21 protein-coding genes are annotated in these 17,559 nt (G+C 42.3%); 10 read left to right on the forward strand and 11 right to left on the reverse strand.

The window, feature by feature from the left end; translation table 11 throughout:
• The first annotated feature begins 185 nt into the window (after nt 1–185).
• Nucleotides 186–602, forward strand: a complete 417-nt coding sequence (locus tag V7K50_RS04970; RefSeq protein WP_334957828.1) for a response regulator — start codon at nt 186–188, stop codon at nt 600–602.
• A gap of 125 nt (nt 603–727) precedes the next feature.
• On the opposite strand, the gene V7K50_RS04975 is transcribed toward V7K50_RS04970, so the two are convergent.
• On the reverse strand, nt 728–928 hold the full coding sequence (locus V7K50_RS04975) for a zinc ribbon domain-containing protein (RefSeq protein WP_334957830.1): 201 nt from the start codon (nt 926–928) through the stop codon (nt 728–730).
• Between the two features lie 39 nt (nt 929–967).
• Between V7K50_RS04975 and V7K50_RS04980 the strand changes: the two genes are divergently transcribed.
• The gene (locus V7K50_RS04980; RefSeq protein ID WP_334957832.1) at nt 968–1,114 is read left to right on the forward strand and encodes a hypothetical protein; all 147 of its coding nucleotides are present in this window, start codon (nt 968–970) and stop codon (nt 1,112–1,114) included.
• A 148-nt stretch (nt 1,115–1,262) separates the two neighbouring features.
• Here the strand turns inward: V7K50_RS04980 and V7K50_RS04985 are convergent, their stop codons facing one another.
• Nucleotides 1,263–1,436, reverse strand: a complete 174-nt coding sequence (locus V7K50_RS04985) for a hypothetical protein (protein WP_334957834.1) — start codon at nt 1,434–1,436, stop codon at nt 1,263–1,265.
• 122 nt (nt 1,437–1,558) lie between these two features.
• Here V7K50_RS04985 and V7K50_RS04990 point away from each other — a divergent pair, with 122 nt between their 5' ends.
• Complete coding sequence (locus V7K50_RS04990) at nt 1,559–2,137, forward strand: DUF2854 domain-containing protein (protein ID WP_334957835.1); 579 nt, start codon at nt 1,559–1,561, stop codon at nt 2,135–2,137.
• 424 nt (nt 2,138–2,561) lie between these two features.
• Here V7K50_RS04990 and V7K50_RS04995 read toward each other — a convergent pair whose 3' ends face one another.
• Entirely contained in the window at nt 2,562–2,822 is a 261-nt protein-coding gene (locus V7K50_RS04995) for a chlororespiratory reduction protein 7 (RefSeq protein ID WP_334803227.1), read from the reverse strand.
• 529 nt (nt 2,823–3,351) lie between these two features.
• Between V7K50_RS04995 and V7K50_RS05000 the strand changes: the two genes are divergently transcribed.
• The gene (locus V7K50_RS05000; protein ID WP_334957837.1) at nt 3,352–3,552 is read left to right on the forward strand and encodes a hypothetical protein; all 201 of its coding nucleotides are present in this window, start codon (nt 3,352–3,354) and stop codon (nt 3,550–3,552) included.
• Nucleotides 3,540–4,568, forward strand: coding sequence for a PleD family two-component system response regulator (locus V7K50_RS05005; RefSeq protein WP_334957839.1), 1,029 nt, complete (start codon nt 3,540–3,542; stop codon nt 4,566–4,568). Before V7K50_RS05000 ends, V7K50_RS05005 begins: the two co-directional genes overlap by 13 nt.
• Nucleotides 4,569–4,624: 56 nt before the next feature.
• Here the strand turns inward: V7K50_RS05005 and V7K50_RS05010 are convergent, their stop codons facing one another.
• Both V7K50_RS05010 and V7K50_RS05015 read right to left on the reverse strand, forming a co-directional pair.
• Entirely contained in the window at nt 4,625–5,830 is a 1,206-nt protein-coding gene (locus V7K50_RS05010) for a histidine kinase (RefSeq protein ID WP_334957841.1), read from the reverse strand.
• Nucleotides 5,778–6,392: a hypothetical protein gene (locus V7K50_RS05015; RefSeq protein ID WP_334957843.1), complete on the reverse strand. Its 615-nt coding sequence runs from the start codon at nt 6,390–6,392 to the stop codon at nt 5,778–5,780. Before V7K50_RS05015 ends, V7K50_RS05010 begins: the two co-directional genes overlap by 53 nt.
• A gap of 8 nt (nt 6,393–6,400) precedes the next feature.
• Here V7K50_RS05015 and V7K50_RS05020 point away from each other — a divergent pair, with 8 nt between their 5' ends.
• A complete protein-coding gene (locus tag V7K50_RS05020) occupies nt 6,401–6,556 on the forward strand; it encodes a hypothetical protein (protein ID WP_334957845.1) in 156 nt (51 codons plus the stop codon).
• 521 nt (nt 6,557–7,077) lie between these two features.
• Here V7K50_RS05020 and V7K50_RS05025 read toward each other — a convergent pair.
• The gene (locus tag V7K50_RS05025; RefSeq protein ID WP_334957848.1) at nt 7,078–7,245 is read right to left on the reverse strand and encodes a hypothetical protein; all 168 of its coding nucleotides are present in this window, start codon (nt 7,243–7,245) and stop codon (nt 7,078–7,080) included.
• A gap of 67 nt (nt 7,246–7,312) precedes the next feature.
• Here V7K50_RS05025 and V7K50_RS05030 point away from each other — a divergent pair, with 67 nt between their 5' ends.
• The 3 genes from V7K50_RS05030 (at nt 7,313) to V7K50_RS05040 (ending at nt 11,303) form a co-directional block, all read left to right on the forward strand.
• The gene (locus V7K50_RS05030) at nt 7,313–8,707 is read left to right on the forward strand and encodes an S-layer homology domain-containing protein (RefSeq protein ID WP_334957850.1); all 1,395 of its coding nucleotides are present in this window, start codon (nt 7,313–7,315) and stop codon (nt 8,705–8,707) included.
• A gap of 432 nt (nt 8,708–9,139) precedes the next feature.
• Nucleotides 9,140–10,219 carry an SGNH/GDSL hydrolase family protein gene (locus V7K50_RS05035; RefSeq protein ID WP_334957852.1) on the forward strand — a complete coding sequence of 360 codons (1,080 nt, stop codon included), beginning with the start codon at nt 9,140–9,142 and terminating at the stop codon, nt 10,217–10,219.
• 13 nt (nt 10,220–10,232) lie between these two features.
• A complete protein-coding gene (locus V7K50_RS05040) occupies nt 10,233–11,303 on the forward strand; it encodes a M42 family metallopeptidase (RefSeq protein ID WP_334958367.1) in 1,071 nt (356 codons plus the stop codon).
• A 64-nt stretch (nt 11,304–11,367) separates the two neighbouring features.
• Here the strand turns inward: V7K50_RS05040 and V7K50_RS05045 are convergent, their stop codons facing one another.
• Complete coding sequence (locus V7K50_RS05045; RefSeq protein ID WP_334957854.1) at nt 11,368–11,577, reverse strand: toxin-antitoxin system, antitoxin component, Xre family protein; 210 nt, start codon at nt 11,575–11,577, stop codon at nt 11,368–11,370.
• A 163-nt stretch (nt 11,578–11,740) separates the two neighbouring features.
• Here V7K50_RS05045 and V7K50_RS05050 point away from each other — a divergent pair, with 163 nt between their 5' ends.
• Complete coding sequence (locus V7K50_RS05050; RefSeq protein ID WP_334957855.1) at nt 11,741–12,109, forward strand: hypothetical protein; 369 nt, start codon at nt 11,741–11,743, stop codon at nt 12,107–12,109.
• Here the strand turns inward: V7K50_RS05050 and V7K50_RS05055 are convergent.
• The 4 genes from V7K50_RS05055 to V7K50_RS05070 all read right to left on the reverse strand — a co-directional run bounded on the left by V7K50_RS05055 (nt 12,106) and on the right by V7K50_RS05070 (nt 17,418).
• Complete coding sequence (locus V7K50_RS05055; RefSeq protein ID WP_334957857.1) at nt 12,106–16,074, reverse strand: CHAT domain-containing protein; 3,969 nt, start codon at nt 16,072–16,074, stop codon at nt 12,106–12,108. The genes V7K50_RS05050 and V7K50_RS05055 overlap by 4 nt on opposite strands.
• Nucleotides 16,075–16,479: 405 nt before the next feature.
• Nucleotides 16,480–16,683, reverse strand: coding sequence for a hypothetical protein (locus V7K50_RS05060; protein ID WP_334957859.1), 204 nt, complete (start codon nt 16,681–16,683; stop codon nt 16,480–16,482).
• The gene (locus V7K50_RS05065) at nt 16,674–17,108 is read right to left on the reverse strand and encodes a DUF5615 family PIN-like protein (protein ID WP_334957860.1); all 435 of its coding nucleotides are present in this window, start codon (nt 17,106–17,108) and stop codon (nt 16,674–16,676) included. Before V7K50_RS05065 ends, V7K50_RS05060 begins: the two co-directional genes overlap by 10 nt.
• Nucleotides 17,020–17,418 carry a DUF433 domain-containing protein gene (locus V7K50_RS05070; protein WP_334957862.1) on the reverse strand — a complete coding sequence of 133 codons (399 nt, stop codon included), beginning with the start codon at nt 17,416–17,418 and terminating at the stop codon, nt 17,020–17,022. The genes V7K50_RS05065 and V7K50_RS05070 overlap by 89 nt, the downstream gene beginning before the upstream one ends.
• Nucleotides 17,419–17,559 lie beyond the last annotated feature (141 nt).

A 17,559-nucleotide genomic window follows, 5' to 3' on the forward strand; every position in this document is an offset into this window, starting at 1 on the left:
ACGCGGGAAGGGGGAAAATTCAAAATCTCTCTCCTCTGAGGAGAGAGAAATAGAAGCGAGGTTTTCCAGATCCCGTGAAACGTCATGGGTTCACACAACATATTCAACCATAGGATAGAGTCAGTGCTGGCACTTGCTCCCATAAACTAGAGAAGTTATTCTGAATAATTTCGTCTTTCCCCTCAATGTTAATGTTATCCTGTGAGCTTTCTACCTTGCGTGTTCTAGTAGTTGATGACCACGAACTGACTCGTTTAACCTTACAATTGATTTTTTCTGGACAGCAAAATATTCAAGTAGTAGGTTTAGCGAGTAATGGTGAAGAAGCTATAGAAATGGTTAGACGTTACCATCCTGATGTCATTATTCTAGATTTACAAATGCCAGTCATGGATGGCTGGAGTGCGTCTAGTCGCATTAAAGCTATATCTCCCAACACCCAGATTCTTGCTTACTCCTCAGTGGAAGATGTAAATTTTCACGGTACAAAAGCAATGTCTAGCTTTGATGACGTTTGCAAGAAAGATGTACCGACAAGCGAACTTATTGCCTTAGTTAGGCAGTTAGGTCAACGTGCAGGAGATGGTTCAGTTGCCGGATAAATAATACAGCTATTTTGCTTCCCCAACTCAGGCTTAGTTCGATTCGGGGGATTTGAGGAGATGATATTAGTGACATACTCCACACACTCCTATCGACGGTGAGTGTGGGCTTCTCAACGACTCCTCTATGAAGACATTAATTGAGCTTTGAGGGCGTGTGTCCCACGCGCCTTTATATTAAGAGATGCGTTTAAATCACGGCACAAACTTGTAGAGCATACAGGGCAATTGTGCATTCTTTGAGATAGCGGCTTCTTAGCTTTGTACCCGCAATTAGAGCATTCCTGGCTTCGACCTGAATACAGGATAGGATGATATGTATCCATTGTGTAACCAAAATAAAAAACAAACAATTAAGGTTAAGAATGTCAGAACGCAGGTTTAATAAGCTTCAAAATTATGCCACTTATGCAGACAAAACCATGACTCAGGTGATTGATGAACTTATTGACTCGTTACCAAACACAGAAAAAGGCGACTCCTCATCGACCCCTTGCCCTGTCAAACCGTAGGTTTGAATTAGTTAGGGGTCAATTCGTCGTCGCCCAAAAATTCATCCCACACTCCGTCTAGTGAGTGTGGGGCTTCTTTTCGTTCAAGCTAAAGAGCGTCGGTATAGCCTGAAGTTGAGGGTTAAACCGACGCAATTTTTGCTAATGCCTACTCTACCGGAATGGTGCGTCTAAATTCATCAATTAATTCATCCAGTTCTTCCAACGCCTGATTTACGTCAACTCTCAAAGTTCCCAGGTTTGGTTGCTCCAGTAAGCTTAACAGGTAATCGCGTTTACTTTGAACTGCGAAAATTCGTTCTTTTATAGTCTGTATATCCATTATTTTTTCCCGTCTTTAACTACCTTTAAATTTAAAGTTAACTCAAAATCCAACATTCTGGGGCACTATATAGCCGATGATAATAAAACTGAGATATTCAGATATTATACTAATTTAAGCTCATGCTACGCCAAATCTCTTTGGGAACACTCGGTTTAACTATCGGCGGCATATTAACCATCATTGGCTTCGTCGCCTATGCTGATAATAATGCCACACTCAATCTTGTCGGATTTTTTTACGGTATTCCTCTATTGTTGGGAGGGCTGGCGCTGAAAGCTAATGAACTTAAGCCAGTACCATTTGAAACTACGTCACCATCAGCATTGATACTGCGCCAGCAGCAAGCAACTGATACTCAAAATAAAATTCGCAAAGACATCACTCGATATTGCTACGGTCAAGATGCTCATCTAGATACAACACTTTCTTTTCTGGGTTTGAGTCCCACAGATGAGGAAAGGCCAATAGTCACAGGGTTGCGAGAAACAGAAGTTAATGGGGGCTATGCCCTAATTTTAGAATTTGATTCACCGCTAATACCAATTGATGTGTGGCAAAAAAAACAAGAAAAAATGACCAACTATTTTGGGCCAGGATTGGAGATTCAAATAACGCAGCCATCTGAAAATACAATTGAGCTAGCGCTAATTAATATTCCAAAAGAGTCAATAGTCAATGAGTCATCTTTGAAAAATTAATCTCTAGACGTAGCACTGCTACGTCTATCTACAAGGGTTCTGAATAACGCATATTTAATTTTTGAAGATGTCTAATAATCAATAATGCCGTGGGAGTTTCGATAGCGCTCCGGTGTGCTTCGTACTTACTTTTCACGGTATCTGGAAAACCTCGCTTCTATTTCTCTCTTCCTTTAAGGAGAGAGACTTTGAATTTTCCTCCAGCGCTAGTAGGGAAGGGGGTTAGGGACTGACAAATAAAAAAATATCCCAAATTTTTTGTGGGATGGGTGTCCCCACCCGTCCCAGATTTAGAGCGCTCATGTTGCCCACCCCACAAAATGGATAATTTATTTCTTGTGAGTCCCTTAGGGGGTTAGGTCAATCGTTAGCTTTTCCCCATAACGTGAAAAGTAAGGTGCTTCGTAGACGAATGACCAAAAAGTTACTTTTCTAAACGAACTGCATACCACTGTAAATATTTACCAGTACCAATATCTAATTCGCAACTGGTGTCGAGTAAATATTGTGCTTGAGCCTCTACGGTATCAAACTTTTGCAAATCAGGTGGCAAATCTTGAATTATGAGTTGTTGGAGATTTGCTTTGAGCTTTTCTAATAACTCTGATATTGTCAAAAATTGTTCTGGTTGATTTGTTTCTAGAACAACAAAGTTATCCTGCTGATACATTAATGAGTCTGGCATATTCAAGATTTAGTGAATCTAAATAGGGTTTGATTTTTCTGTAATAAATTATTAATTGACTAGGGGAAATTCACGAATTGCCCCTAGTCGTTTAGTTAATTGAGATGGTGGCTGGATTTACGGCAAGTTGTAATAGATATATTCAACCGAAGTGAATCAGAATTTTTACTGAATTTCCTAACATGGAGTGACTGGAGAATAAAGCTTTGCAATCAGCTTAATCTCAATCTTATGTAATTATACTAAACCTCGGCAAGGGTTGCCGGATAGACTAAATAAATTTAAGTCAGGTGATATTAGTGTTTTGGATTAGCTATCCTCTGAGCGGACTTTGGCAACTGCTTTGCCCTGTCTCGCTAGGTTTCTAAACTAACTACAAAACTCAATAATTTAGGCATACATTTGCAATTCTCAAAAAAATTGCAATTTAACTTTGAGATTGGGGAAATATAAAAGTAATATTTCCTCCGATAACCATAACCGAAGGAAAAAGTAACGATCGCCTTCGTGTTCCAATTATACATTGTCTATGCAACTTAGTTATCTGCCGCTTGCTTGGCTCAAGAACATTGAGCAGTCTGTTGTCAAAAAACAGTTGATTGTGAAGCCAGACTCATCTTTGCCACAAATCCGGGCATTGATCAGAAGAGCGATCGCTCCCATGCGACCAAGTTGTAGAGCCTTTTTCAGGATAGTCCCGCAAGTGGAACGCAATTCATGTCAGGCATAAGCCAATTTCCTCTTTCAACTAAGGAACCGCCACTGATTCTGGTGGCTGATGATGACAAGACCATCCGAGTATTGTTGCGTAAAGCTATGGAACAAGAAGGTTATCGAGTGGTCGAGGTCAATGATGGTAAGCAATGTTTAGATGCTTACCAGACTATCAAACCGGATATAGTTTTGCTAGATGCTGTAATGCCTGTAATGGATGGCTTTACCTGCTGTAAGCATTTGCTCCAGATTGCCAGGAATAATTTAATATCAGCCGTTGCCACCTTTGATAGTGACTCGACGCTGAAGAATACTATCATCTCCAAGATATGGGAGCGCACTCCCATATTGATGATCACCTGCTTGGACGATGAGCAATCCGTAAACCATGCTTTTGAGGTGGGGGCGACTGATTTTGTTACTAAGCCAATTCACTGGCCTGTATTGCGTCAACGGTTGCGCCGACTGCTACAGCAAGCGCAAGTATACAAACAATTAGAGGCGGCAAACCAAGCTTTGCATCACCTTGCCAATGTAGATGGGTTAACTGAATTGGCTAATCGTCGCCGTTTTGACGATTATCTCAATACTCAGTGGATTCATCTCGCACAACAGGAATCTCCTTTGTCAATGATTTTGTGTGATATCGACTTTTTTAAATTTTATAACGATAGATATGGCCATCCTGCTGGAGATGTCTGTTTACAAAAGATGGGTGCTGTCTTAAGCCTTAAGGTACAAAAACATCAGGATTTAGTAGCGCGTTATGGTGGCGAAGAATTTGCTGTGATTATGCCAGACACCCCTGCATCTGGCGCGGTTTACATTGCCGAAGCGATACAAGCAGGAGTCAAAGATTTGCAAATTGTTCATGACAGGTCTGAGGTGAGTCAGTATGTCACCCTTAGTATGGGCGTGGCAACTGTTGTCCCCACTTGGGAATCCTCACCTTCCGATTTAATTGTGCTGGCAGATAAAGCACTGTACCAAGCAAAGGATAGGGGGCGCGATCGCTTTGTCTCTAGTTCTTAGTCATTTGTCATTGGTCATTTGTCAATGACCAAGCTCTAATGCCCCATATCCATTACTTAAGAAGGATAAACTGGGAGTGTGAAGTGAAACCATGCTCCGTTATTGGGGGCAGAGTCCACCCAAATTTGACCATAATGTGCTAAGACAATACGTTGGCATAAACAAAGACCAATGCCGTAACCTTCTGTGCCTTCATCTCGTTGCAGGCGAAAGTGGTTTTCAAAGATGCGATCGCGATTCTCTACAGGAATACCAGGCCCAGTATCGCCAATACTAAACTGGACTTTTTGGGTAGTGCGATGCAATCCAGAAATGCTAATCTTGCCTCCTTCTGGGGTGTATTTGATGGCATTATCCAACAGATTTACTAGCACTTGACGGATACGTTCTGGGTCAGCGTATACATAAGGTAAGTCATTGGGAATATCCGTTTCTATCTCTTGGGATTTGGCGGTGTAGCGATCGCACAATTCTTCCAGTATTTCTAAGCACAATTTACCTAGCTGTACTTTTTGTGGTAAAATTGGAAACTCTGTATCTTTGCCACAACCTACCTGTAAAAGGTCGGCAATCATCCGATCAATGATCTTAGTTTGATTGCGGGCTTGCTTTAATAGATGCGCCGTCATGGATGGTTTGAGGCGCTGAAATTGGCCTGTCTCTAAATTGTAATTAGATTGAAGAGTTTCTATGGCGATCGCGGTAGCAGTTAGCGGATTGCGGAGATCGTGTGCCAGCATCGCAATTACCCGATCTTTAAACTGTAACTGCTCTTGGAGGTGCTCTTTTTCCTGTTTCAAGCGAAAAACTTCGTCTGAGAGTCGGATCAGTTCAGCAGAAACAGCAACTGAACGGATAGTAGATTTGGGTGATGTCGCCCTAGCATTGTCGTCTATCCGTTCGTGTAAGTCTTCCTGTAATTTTAAGTAAGCATCTACAGAGGCTTGCCAGCGAGGCCACCAGTTTTTCAATTGCGCTATGATATTACTCCCAGCTAAAACCTGTCGTGGTTCCGGGTGTATTTTGATTAAAGCTGGCGTTGCTACCAATTTAAAGTGTTCTGCTAAGTAAGGCTGTTGTCCAACATCAATAGTCTGAAGTTCAAAACTATACTCAGCCTGCAATTCTTTTAAGTAAGCACGTATTCGCTGTACTTGTTGGCGAGACTTAGGGCGTCCATCGACAAACAGTAACAGCTGGAGTGGAGCCTCAGAATAAATAGGCTGATCCTGGGAAACTTGCATGTAATCGTGTTTCAGCACTGGTAACAACCCGGTGACGCTTTATAGAAAGAAATGGACTGACGGTTGTAGATGGTCGTTGTTTTTTCTTCAATTTAATATGTATTTTAGATTTTCGTACTCTTATCCGATCTGCGTTTTTGACATCTGATATATCTTTTTCAGCCTTTTGCAGCCTTTTGGCTAACTTCATCTCCAAGAAACACCCAAGCCCCTTGAATATAAGTCTTAATTTGCCCTTAATCAAAAATTTTCTCCAGAGGCAGCAGGTGAAAGGTTTATTTAATACTATGTCAATTTGAGTACTCGCTTTGAACAAGCGATGCTTAGGTTGGGCAAAGCCTACGCCCAAGCAAACGCAAATGCTAATTGTATCTAATCTATCAGGAAGCTGGTAACTGTTCAGACCAAGTTTGTAGAGGTTTTTTTCAACCGCCCGTGGATTCGATGAAGTGTCTTTTTGACTATGTACTGCTTCGATGAATTGTGAAGCGCAACGTGTGCCCAGCTTTCCTAAAATAACAGTTGCCTTATCCCAGATGAACAGGGGATGGGTTGCCTGAGGGAAAGCTTTGGATAACAATAGAGGCGATGCCTAGTTTGGTAAACTACGCACTTTTAGAGGAAGTACTCACTGCTTTCGAGGCTGTACAAGTAGCACTTTCCCCAGAAAATCAATTTAGAGATACTAGAGAAACTGCTGCGACACTTGACTGCTTTGCATCTAACCTCAGTCGCCAAGAATAATGAACTTACGCTAAGTTCCTGGAATTGTTTAACAGTGGCATTTTCCAGCTATTGCCTTACTCAGCTTACCATCCTTAGATGAATAATTTCCAAAATCGATTGTAAGCCAGTGTTAGCAAACTTTATCCATTCCCCTCTTTGGGTGAGGCTAAGGGGGCTTTAGTCCTAGTTTATCACTTCAGTTGGTTGGCGTAGGCTTTGCCCAACCTAGGCATCGCATTACAACTACTGCATCTGGAAGTAGATTAAATGTGCCTTATCCAGAACCCTTGTAGAGACGTAGCAGTGCTAAGTCTCTACATTCTTTTTTGGAGATTTTTAATCACAAAACTCTTATATAGTAGATATTTCCGGTTTATGTATGTTTTTTTCCGAAAATGTTAGTTTTCCAGAATTTTAGGGAACTCTATAAATAAGCATGGGAATTATCAAAACCTAATGGCTGTAAAACGAAGACAATACGGTAGCTTCTGCTACCGTTTACTCAAATTTTGAGATATCATTTTCACCAATAGAGACATTTACGAAGAAGATGCCGTGAGTCGGTAGTCTCTTTTGGCGCTTAACTCAGCACTCCCAATGCCCAATACAACTCTTGGAGAGGTTGCGCCAACGGCTTCTCTACGAGAAGCTACGCGTAGCTTGCTTCCCCGGAGGGGTACGCTCAGTACAAGTGCCCAATGCCCCATTCCCCATTCCCATTTAATGAACAGTCTGCGCTAGGGTAGGAATTGAAACATCAATTTGTGATTTCCTGTGCTTTCCTGTAAACCTCCAGCTGTATTTCTAATTTGGGCTGTTCTCCTCACTTCGTTAACAGCCTGTGCTAACAGTCAAGTCGCCAAAAACCTTGAGCAATCTTTGGCGGCAGATCCGAAGTTGCAAAGCAATCCAGTTGTCTTTGGAGAATCTCAGGTTAACCAGCAGCAAGCACAGCAAAACCAATCAACTGTTCAGTTACCAGGCGATTTTCCTAAAGATATCCCCCTATATGCCAATGCCAAGCTACAGGAAGTTACACCTGCTAGCGGTTCAGAAAACAGAATCTCAACTCGTTGGTTGAGTTCTGATCCCAGCAACTTTATTACTAGCTTTTATCGCAGCCAGTTTCAAGCAAATAACTGGCAGATTTTGCAACAGCCAACAGATGATGGGGGAGGCGCTTTTGAAGCACGTCGTAACGATTTGCTGTTGAAGGTTTCCATTCAGCCAAAATCAGTTACTAAGGCCACACCCAATCAACCCCAAACATCCACAGAATTACTGATTGATTACATACCCAATAGTACTGCAACAGCACAACCTACCCCAACTACAAGTTCTAACGAAACTACTAACGCTGTTCCTCAACCAGGAAATCCACAGTTCATTGGCCCAGCACCACCCGCAAATTTGGCAGCACAGCCACCAAGCACGGCTAATAACCAAACAATCCCTACAGTCACACCTGAATCGCAGGTATTCAACGATCTGAACAAGGTGCCGCAAGAATGGCGGCAACACATCCAAGACTTGGCTGCATTAGGTGTTTTATCTATAGAACCAAAGACAACTAAGAGTGATTCAACTACCACAACTAACCAGTTTGAACCGAGTAAAGTCATTACACATCGGGAATACGCTCGTTGGCTAATTGCTGTTAACAATGCTATCTATGGCAATAATCCAGCTAAACAAATTCGTTTGGCATCAGAAAGTACTCAACCAGCTTTTAGCGATGTGTCCGCAAAAGACCCTGATTTTTCAGCAATTCAGGGATTAGCCGAAGCTGGGTTAATTCCTAGTCCTTTGTCTGGAGATTCTACAGTAGTTTTGTTTCGTCCTGATGCACCCCTAACGCGGGAACAGTTACTACTGTGGAAATTACCCCTCGATACTCGCCAAGCTTTACCCTCTGCTAACTTAGATGCGGTTAAACAAACCTGGGGTTTCCAAGATGCAGCGCGAATTGATCCTAAGGCTTTAAGAGCAGTCTTGGCTGATTACCAAAATGGCGAACAATCGAATATTCGGCGGGTGTTTGGCTATACGACTCTGTTTCAACCCAAAAAACCAGTAACTCGTGCTGAGGCTGCTACGACTTTGTGGTACTTTGGCACTCAGGGTGAGGGTGTATCGGCTGCTGAGGCTTTGAAATTAAAGCGAGGTTAAAAGCCAGTTAGTTTATCCATCCATATCATAAAAATGAGCAATTATCACCTTTTATGAGGTAATTTTTGCCATTTCTTTGTACGATCCCGATTTTTTTTGAAGAGAATGTAAATCTAAGTATTTTCAGCGTTTTTATCTGGGTTTGATGAATTTTTGAGGAATACTTAAGTAAAATAACGTAAATTAACGTGAGTTCGACAAGTCTTATTTGACCTCTCCCCGACACGGAAAGGGGATCAAAAAGCTGAATTTTTCGTTGCTCCTCCCTCGCCTTGTAAGAGAGGGAGGTTGGGAGGGAGAGGTTCATCGAATTGACGTTAAATTAACTCAATAGACGTACTGAGTTTTGAAGTAAGTCAAAAGAAAAGTTGTTAGACTACCGCCCTTTGATTACTCTTAAACAAACTAAAAAATACCACAGGTAAAACGAAGATGAAAAAACAAGCTGTAGCGGTAGGATTTGTTCTGTTATCTTTCATGTTGCCGCTCAAAGCGAATGCTGCGAGTTTTTCCAAATTTTATGTATTTGGCGACAGTCTTTCTGATACTGGCAATGTTTTCACTGCTACTAATGGTTTAGTCGCTCCGACAACAGCCATTCCCCAAGATCCACCCTACTTTCAAGGGCGTTTTTCTAATGATCAGGTGTGGGTAGACTACCTGGGAAATCAGCTAGGATTAAATCCTACCCCATACTTAATTTCAAATCCTACTATTCCCAATCAAGGTATTAATTTTGCTGTGGGCGGCGCTAATTCTGGTCAGGGTAATGCTATTGTTCCTAGTGCGCCGTTACCGGGAGTACTAGAGCAAGTCGGCTTGTTGACACAACCGATTCTACAAGCCAATCAGAAGCTCGATCCAAATGCACTTTATGCTGTATCGGGAGGTGCAAATGATTATCTGTTTGGTCAAGCTATCAATCCGGCTCAAACAGTCCAGAATTTATCAAATGCAGTAGCATTACTTGCTTCATCTGGCGCAAAAAATATTTTAGTCTTTAACTTGCCTGATTTGGGCAAGATTCCATTTGCATCCGCTACAGGTCTATCTAGCAACTTGACTGCTTTGACAAATGACCATAACAAGAGATTAGCAGACGAATTAGGCAAATTTAGCAATAACCCTGACCTGAATCTGATCTCTGTTGATGTGTTCTCTTTATTTAATCAAGTAGAAGCAAATCCAGGGAAGTTTGGGTTTCAAGATGTGGTTAACCCTTGCGTAGTCGGGACTTTCCAGACAATCGTCAGTGTATGCGCTCAACCAAACGATTATTTGTTCTTTGACTCTGTACATCCAACAACAGGCGTTCAGAAGTTAGTAGCAGACGCTGCGCTGGCGGCGATTGAGGCTAAGTCTGTCCCGGAACCTGCGACAAACTTGGGAATTTTAGCCCTTGGTGCTTTTGGTGCGGTAGGAGTGCTGAAGCGTCAACAAAAAAGGTCAGCACTTGTGTTAGCAGGTCGGGTTCTTGATGCACAATTGTCTCATACAACAGTTGAAAAGTGAACGAACTGTATTGATGTGGGATTACGATCGCTTATTTCAAATTATTGAAGAATTAATCATGCACCATTCTCCGAGTGGTGTAGAAGCTGAGATTAACCAGTTTTTGATGCAACGATTTGCGGCGCTGGGTGTAGAAGTTTGGTGCGATCGCGCCGATAATATTATTGCGAAGATTCCAGGGAAAAGTCCAGACAGAGCGATGTCTAACGACAAGCCGCTTCCCGTCTACGCCATCACCGCACACAAAGACGAAATTGGCGCAATTGTCAAGAGTCTCGGTGATGAAGGTCGTGTCAAAGTCAGTAAACTCGGCGGTTCTTTTCCGTGGGTTTATGGTGAAGGCGTGGTAGATTTACTGGGAGATAACGAAACTATCAACGGTATTCTCAGCTTTGGTTCCCGCCACGTTTCTCACGAATCGCCCCAAAAAGTGCAGCAGGAAGATACCACTGTGAAGTGGGAAAATGCCTGGATTGAAACGAAGCTGACATCTGCTGAATTAGAAGCAGCTGGCATTCGACCGGGAACGAGAATGGTAATCGGCAAGCATCGCAAGCGTCCAATTCGGTTAAAGGATCATATTGCCGGTTACACCTTGGATAACAAAGCCTCTGTTGCCATTTTGCTAGCTTTGGCTGAAAACCTGAAACAGCCAGTTGTTGACGTTTATTTAGTAGCGTCAGCTAAAGAAGAAGTGGGAGCAATTGGGGCGCTATTTTTCACTCAAAATCAGCGTTTGGATGCCTTGATTGCTTTAGAAATTTGTCCCTTATCTGAGGAATATCCTGTTAAAGATGGGGAAAGTCCTGTACTTTTATCTCAAGATGCTTATGGGATATATGATGAAGGGCTAAATGGACAACTGCGCCATAGTGCCAAGCAACTCGATATGCCGATACAATTGACAACTCTAAGCGGGTTTGGTAGTGATGCTTCAATTGCGATGAAATTTGGTCATGTTGGGCGTGCTGCTTGTTTGGCATTTCCTACCCAAAATACACATGGGTATGAAATTGCTCATTTAGGAGCGATCGCTAACTGTATCGATTTGTTAAAAGCTTTCTGCGAAACTGAGTTTGAGTGATATACAGAGGCTTTGATTTGAAGGTAGCGATCGCATTAACCCAAAATAGATAACATCACCAAATTTATAGTGTGTCATATTCTGCATCATCAGGGTTATCCCAGATTTTGAGCAGAACTGGTTCAGAAAGTTTTGCTGCTGCAAAGGTAAGGCTATGGTCTGTATTTTGCTGACCCAAAGAATCAATAAAATCTTCAACTAGCAAGACTTGTTCGGGAGGTAGCGTTTGAATTTTTTTAAGTAGCCTTTGCTGTGAACTGCTATCAGCCTGCATTATTTAGATTCTCCTAACCTTGCCTATATTGCTTGCTTGATGCATTCATTATAGTTTTTGGTTGTTTCTAGGATCAAGGCGATCGCTAACTGTCTCGATTTTTTAAAAACTTTCTGCGAAACTATTAGAGGTATAATTGCTGAAATTTCGTGTATTTATTTAAATGCTTACCGTTACACCAGAAGAAATTACTCAGTTTCGCAGCCAGTTGGCAAATAGTCCAGGGGCTTTAGCAGCATTGGATACCATAGAAGAGTGTGAAGGCTATTTAGACGATGCAATTCCACTGCTGGTTATGCGGGAAACTGCACAGGAAGCAGATAGAGGATTAAATGATTGGTTGGAAAAATCCCGCCAATTTGTCTGTCAGGAAGAAGTTAGACAAGCCTTGGAATCTGGTTTACTTGCTCCAGCTATAGAAGCTGTAGCTATTGGTATTGCCATTCCTCCTGGTATAGCAACTGCACTCAGTATTTGCGTGTTTAAACTGGGTACGAAAAAGTTTTGTAAAGTCCCCGAATCTGGTGCTTAAAGTCCAGAAGCTGTAAATCCAGCCCAGTAGTAGGGATTTGCAAAAGGTAGGGGTTGACGTTCCTTGATTCGTTTTAAAGATTCTTGAAATCTGATGCGTTGTCCTACTCTTAGTTGAGCGAGGACTTTTTCAATTTGGGGTTTGTATTCCTCCAAAAATTTGTCTAATCCCTCAATAGTCAGATTTCGCAGCCAGTTTTGAGCTTGCTTAAGGGCTATGGCAATATCTCCTGCTTCCAATCGACCAAGTTTGAATAAGTTTTCGTAGAATTTAATCATCAAAAAGCTGGTGGACAAGTCATCTACTTTCCATAGAGAACTAACGACACTAGGGCTACCTGCTAATAAAAAACCGCTAGGTAATCCAATATATTCATCGCTGGTATTTTGAAAATCAATTAATCCAGTTTCGCAGGCGGAAAGGGTGACGAGGCGACATTTTTCTAATTTGAGAGCGAAGATTTTATCTAGGGTAAGGCATTTTTCTAACTCGACGGTTTCCCCTATTCGCAAATTCAGGTAACGTTCGGAGTCGGGTTTTGTTGGTGTGTCTGCGACGGGTGCATTTGCTAAAATTAGGGCTGATTTACTGGCGTTTGTTAAGTTAAATTCGCCATGACAGCTAAAGTGGGCGCAGTGGTAATTATTTAAATTAGATTGATTAATTGCTGTGAGTGTTGCGTCTGTTTTTTTCACGACGTTGGCAGTATTAAAGTAGCTTTGAATAACTTGTACTTCTAAATCTGTATAGTTTAAATCACCTGTGGGGTTTTGAATCGCAAACAGGGATTGAAAATCAGGACGTTTGCGCTGTTGCACCTGTTGCAGTAATTGACAACTGGGTGCATAACTCACACCACCAGGAAATAAATCTAGAAGACAAGACGAATTTTCAGAATTTTGATTTACTGTAATTGCATGAAGAGGGAATAAATGCAAGAACAAATGGGGAATTAGGATGAGTTGATCGCAGTGCTTTGGTATCTGGGTTAATATTTCATCAATGTGCAGAATGGAGGCTAATTTACTGAGTTGTTCCCCTAAGCTATTGTGCCATTGGTCTTTTTGCAAGTAATAGTTGTACAAATATTCGTTTCTGCAATCATACAAAGCTTCTCTATCTTCTGGTTGGGATTGCCAAACAGTTACCTCTCCCTTTTTTGTGACAATAAACGCCAGAATTTTATCGTTGAGAATATACCACTCAATAACGGCTGTATGCTCATCCAAAGAACCTTGGAAGGAGTCGAATTTGAACCCATAACCAACGGGTAAGTAGCGGTTTTGCAATTCATTACGCTGGTTTCGCAACTGTTGTAGATGTTGTGCTAAAACTTGGGGATTTTCAGCTTTGCCATTTTGGATTTGATATTGTCCTACGGCTATTTCATCTCTATATTTTTCTAGTTGAGTAACTACTTCTGGAGGAAAGATGGTTTTAGAGTCACGTTCGAGGATTTGTTCAACTAAACTGCGGGTTTTACTACGTTCAACATATTCAATCGCTTCGGTGATATTAGCTAATTCCAGGCAAACTTCCACCATGCGGCTATAAAGTTTGTTAAAGTGTTCCGCTTGTTTACGCTTGCTTTCTTCTCCAGATACTATTTCTTCCCGTAAAGATTCTACAGTAACAATAGCAGACTCAAAATCATTGTATGCTAAGTCAAATTTGTTTGTATCTTGATGAGCAATTCCCCGCATCCACAAAGTCTCTGCCCAATCTTGAGGCAAAGCTTCTCTAGTTCTGACAGTTAAAGCAGCAGTATAAGCCGCGATCGCCTGTTCGATGTTCTCTGCCCTGTCTCCTTTAATTCTCTCCCTGTAGACATTTGCGAGATTATTTTGCGTGGTTGCCCAATCTAGAGGCAAAGCTTCCCTGGTTCTGACAGTTAAAGCCGCAGTAAAAGCAGCGATCGCCTGATCGATATTCTCTGCCTTGTCTCCTTTAATTCTAGAATAGTAGGTAATTGCGAGATTATTTTGCGTACCTGCCCAATCTAGAGGCAAAGCTTCCCTGGTTCTGACAGTTAAAGCCGCAGTAGAAGCCGCGATCGCCTGTTCTATATTCTCTGCCTTGTCTCCTTTGATTCTATCGCTGTAGGCAAGTCCGAGATTATTTTGCGTACCTGCCCAATCTAGAGGCAAAGCTTCCCTGGTGAAGACAGTTAATGCCGCAGTAAAAGCCGCGATCGCCTGTTCGATGTTCTCTGCCTTGTCTCCTTTGATTCTCTCGCTGTAGGCACTTGCGAGATTATGTTGCGTCATTGCCCAATCTAGAGGCAAAGCTTCCCTGGTTCTGACAGTTAAAGTCGCAGTATAAGATGCAATGGCATTTTCGATATTCTCAGCCTTGTCTCCTTTGATTCTAGAATAGTAGGCAAGTCCGAGATTATTTTGCGTACCTGCCCAATCTAGAGGCAAAGCTTCCCTGGTTCTGACAGTTAAAGCCGCAGTAGAAGCCGCGATCGCCTGTTCTATATTCTCAGCCTTGTCTCCTTTGATTCTATCGGTGTAGGCAAGTCCGAGATTATTTTGCGTCGTTGCCCATTCAAAACGCAAAGCTTCCCTGGTGAAGACAGTTAAAGCCGCAGTAAAAGCAGCGATCGCCTGATCGATATTCTCTGCCTTGTCTCCTTTGATTCTAGAATAGTAGGCAAGTCCGAGATTATTTTGCGTCATTGCCCAATCTTGAGGCAAAGCCTCCCTGGTGTAGACAGTTAAAGCCGCAGTAAAAGCAGCGATCGCCTGTTCGATATTCTCTGCCTTGTCTCCTTTGATTCTATAGCTGTAGGCAGTTGCGAGATTATTTTGCGTTGCTGCCCAATCAACAGGCAAAGCTTCCCTGCTTCTGACAGTTAAAGCAGCAGTAAAAGCAGCGATCGCCTGATCGATGTTATCTGCCCTGTCTCCTTTAATTCTATCGCTGTAGGCACGTCCGAGATTATTTTGCGTCATTGCCCAATTAATAGGCAAAGCTTCTCTAGTGTAGACAGTTAAAGCAGCAGTAAAAGCTGCGATCGCCTGATCGATGTTATCTGCCCTGTCTCCTTTGATTCTAGAATAGTAGGCATTTGCGAGATTATTTTGCGTTCCTGCCCATTCAAAAGGTAAAGCTTCTATGGTGTAGACAGTTAAAGCAGCAGTAAAAGCAGCGATCGCCTGATCGATATTCTCTGCCTTGTCTCCTTTGATTCTCTCCCTGTAGGCATTTGCGAGATTATTTTGCGTCATTGCCCAATCTTGAGGGAAAGCTTCCCTGGTGAAAACTGTTAAAGCAGCAGTAAAAGCAGCGATCGCCTGATTGATATTCTCTGCCTTGTCTCCTTTGATTCTATCGCTGTAGGCATTTGCGAGATTATTTTGCGTACCTGCCCAATCTTGAGGCAAAGCTTCCCTGGTTCTGACAGTTAACGCGACTTCATAGCCAGCGATCGCAATTTCCATATTGCTGGCTTTATTACCCAAGGGGAATTGCTGAATTAGATTGCTAAAGTTGACAATAACCCCTGCTCGGTATTTCGCCACATCGGCTTCCGCTTCCCCCAGTATATTTGTCCCCCAACGGCGCAATATTTCCGCTAACATTCCGTCAAGCTTGTCTGTATTCTTTGCCAGGAAGGGGTAAACTACCTGCGCGTCACCTTCACTTTCTGCGGTTGTTTGTAGTACCTCCATCAAGAATTGGAAATATGTTTGTATCTCCTCGTCATTGAGAGATTGCAAATCTACTTTAGTATCTAGATTTAATACTTCCCTTAGTTGCATTGCCAAACCTTGCAACCAATTCGCTGTATTCTCATCTCCATTTTGTGAAAACATCTGTGCTACTTCTTCTACCGTCTGCACAAAGCCAGCATCAAGTAATTCTTGGTTTGCTGCTAAAATCTCTGGTTCTTCTCCATCTGTGCAATTTAGCAGGCTTTTGATTAGCTGGTAATAAGCTTGTAGGCGCTGTTCGTTCATGGGTAGGTGTAGTTAGAAGCATCTTGATGAAGCTTCAACAGTATTATCCTCAATTTCTGAAAAATGAGGGTGTAAAAAGTTTTAGCTTTTTCTTAAAAAGGCTACGGTGTACACGCAAATATTGGCGCAGTGTATCCATCCCGCCTCGGAATGAATTCCGAGTCTAATAGCATAAGTCCTCTCAAGAGGACTAGATGATAAATTCCCACAATCTTCAGTCCGTTTCAACGGACTTTCACTATTAGCCTGGGAATTCATTCCCAGGAGGGATATATATAGGTTCAGCGTGAATTTTCGACTTGTGTATACACCATAGCCTTATAAAGGGTTGCTAGGCTGCGAGATCCCCGACTTCTTCAAGAAGTCGGGGATCTCGCAGCCTAGCAAAATTAATGTGGTGGAGTACTAGTTTCCCCTGTGCAATCTTATTTTTGCATTCGCAATTGCTATTTCAGCGATCGCAATTGTTATTTGGGCGATTAAGGATGTGGCGTAGCCAGTTTCCGTCTGCGTGAGAAGCGTGAGAATTTCAGGTGACAGGAGGATGCGATCGCTTGATTTTCCAAAAATTCTTTTGTTTTTCAATTGATACGCTATTGTCATCGCCATTGATTTAACCAACGTATTTGTCCAATCCAGTCTTCTGCTTGAGTTTCTGATAGCAAGCGATCTAATGCTTGAATGAGATCAGACAAATTCCAACTATTTTGTGCCGCCAGAATAATGCCTTTGTGCTGCGGATACTGAATAACCAAGGACAAGAAATCTTTGATGTTGAAGGTAAAAATACACCGTCCGTTATCTGTGGCTTTCAACAGTTGCATTTCATCGCTAGCATCTTCTGGCATCCATTCATTGGGAGTGCGAGTCACATCATGACCACGAGCAACTAGAGCCGTATGCAATGCTTTAATGGAGGTGTCTGCATCTAAATGCAGCAGGAGTTTAGACACCAGCAGTTTCAATCGCTTGTTCTGTAGCGATCGCTTCATCAATCTCGGTACGATGGGCAGTGTAAAAACCCAGTGCTTCATTGATTTGAGTTTCGGTTATGCTATACTCTTGGGCAATTTGCTGACAAGACCATCCCCACTGATGAGCTGCGATCGCTAGAGTTTGCACTCGAATTCCTGTACCACTAACAACGGGAATTTTTTGGCCACTGCTTCCAATCCGATAGCTAATCAAGGGAAAGGAGGAGTCGTTGAGTTGATGGCGAAGGGAGGCAACTTTTTCTGCTACTGCCCACAAAATAAATTGATCGAGGGAAATTCCTTGGCTAGTTGCCCATTGCTCTATCTCTTGCTGTAGTTGAACAGGTAAATTGACCAAGTAGGAAGGCATTTGCTGAAGCTCAATGAATTGACTTTTTCATTAGTTGCTTTATTCTAAGCGATCGCCCCGTAGCAGTTTCAATTTATCGTTTGTGATTTTGGCGATGCCTGGGTTGGGCTACGCCAACGCATTTATCGATTTGGCGAACGC

Origin of the sequence: Nostoc sp. (assembly GCF_036917135.1) — a bacterium.
Lineage (GTDB): Bacteria > Cyanobacteriota > Cyanobacteriia > Cyanobacteriales > Nostocaceae > Nostoc.

Bases quoted from the DNA above. Each gene is read 5' to 3' on its own strand.
- V7K50_RS04980 (WP_334957832.1), top strand. From the start codon at position 968: ATGTCAGAACGCAGGTTTAATAAGCTTCAAAATTATGCCACTTATGCA.
- V7K50_RS05025 (WP_334957848.1), bottom strand. From the start codon at position 7,245: ATGGGGCATTGGGCACTTGTACTGAGCGTACCCCTCCGGGGAAGCAAG.
- V7K50_RS05040 (WP_334958367.1), top strand. From the start codon at position 10,233: ATGTGGGATTACGATCGCTTATTTCAAATTATTGAAGAATTAATCATG.
- V7K50_RS05035 (WP_334957852.1), top strand. From the start codon at position 9,140: ATGAAAAAACAAGCTGTAGCGGTAGGATTTGTTCTGTTATCTTTCATG.
- V7K50_RS05000 (WP_334957837.1), top strand. From the start codon at position 3,352: ATGCAACTTAGTTATCTGCCGCTTGCTTGGCTCAAGAACATTGAGCAG.
- V7K50_RS05050 (WP_334957855.1), top strand. From the start codon at position 11,741: ATGCTTACCGTTACACCAGAAGAAATTACTCAGTTTCGCAGCCAGTTG.
- V7K50_RS05065 (WP_334957860.1), bottom strand. From the start codon at position 17,108: ATGAAGCACTGGGTTTTTACACTGCCCATCGTACCGAGATTGATGAAG.
- V7K50_RS05060 (WP_334957859.1), bottom strand. From the start codon at position 16,683: ATGGCGATGACAATAGCGTATCAATTGAAAAACAAAAGAATTTTTGGA.
- V7K50_RS05055 (WP_334957857.1), bottom strand. From the start codon at position 16,074: ATGAACGAACAGCGCCTACAAGCTTATTACCAGCTAATCAAAAGCCTG.
- V7K50_RS04995 (WP_334803227.1), bottom strand. From the start codon at position 2,822: ATGCCAGACTCATTAATGTATCAGCAGGATAACTTTGTTGTTCTAGAA.
- V7K50_RS05045 (WP_334957854.1), bottom strand. From the start codon at position 11,577: ATGCAGGCTGATAGCAGTTCACAGCAAAGGCTACTTAAAAAAATTCAA.
- V7K50_RS05070 (WP_334957862.1), bottom strand. From the start codon at position 17,418: ATGCCTTCCTACTTGGTCAATTTACCTGTTCAACTACAGCAAGAGATA.
- V7K50_RS05005 (WP_334957839.1), top strand. From the start codon at position 3,540: ATGTCAGGCATAAGCCAATTTCCTCTTTCAACTAAGGAACCGCCACTG.
- V7K50_RS04975 (WP_334957830.1), bottom strand. From the start codon at position 928: ATGGATACATATCATCCTATCCTGTATTCAGGTCGAAGCCAGGAATGC.
- V7K50_RS04970 (WP_334957828.1), top strand. From the start codon at position 186: ATGTTAATGTTATCCTGTGAGCTTTCTACCTTGCGTGTTCTAGTAGTT.
- V7K50_RS05020 (WP_334957845.1), top strand. From the start codon at position 6,401: ATGCCTAGTTTGGTAAACTACGCACTTTTAGAGGAAGTACTCACTGCT.
- V7K50_RS04985 (WP_334957834.1), bottom strand. From the start codon at position 1,436: ATGGATATACAGACTATAAAAGAACGAATTTTCGCAGTTCAAAGTAAA.
- V7K50_RS04990 (WP_334957835.1), top strand. From the start codon at position 1,559: ATGCTACGCCAAATCTCTTTGGGAACACTCGGTTTAACTATCGGCGGC.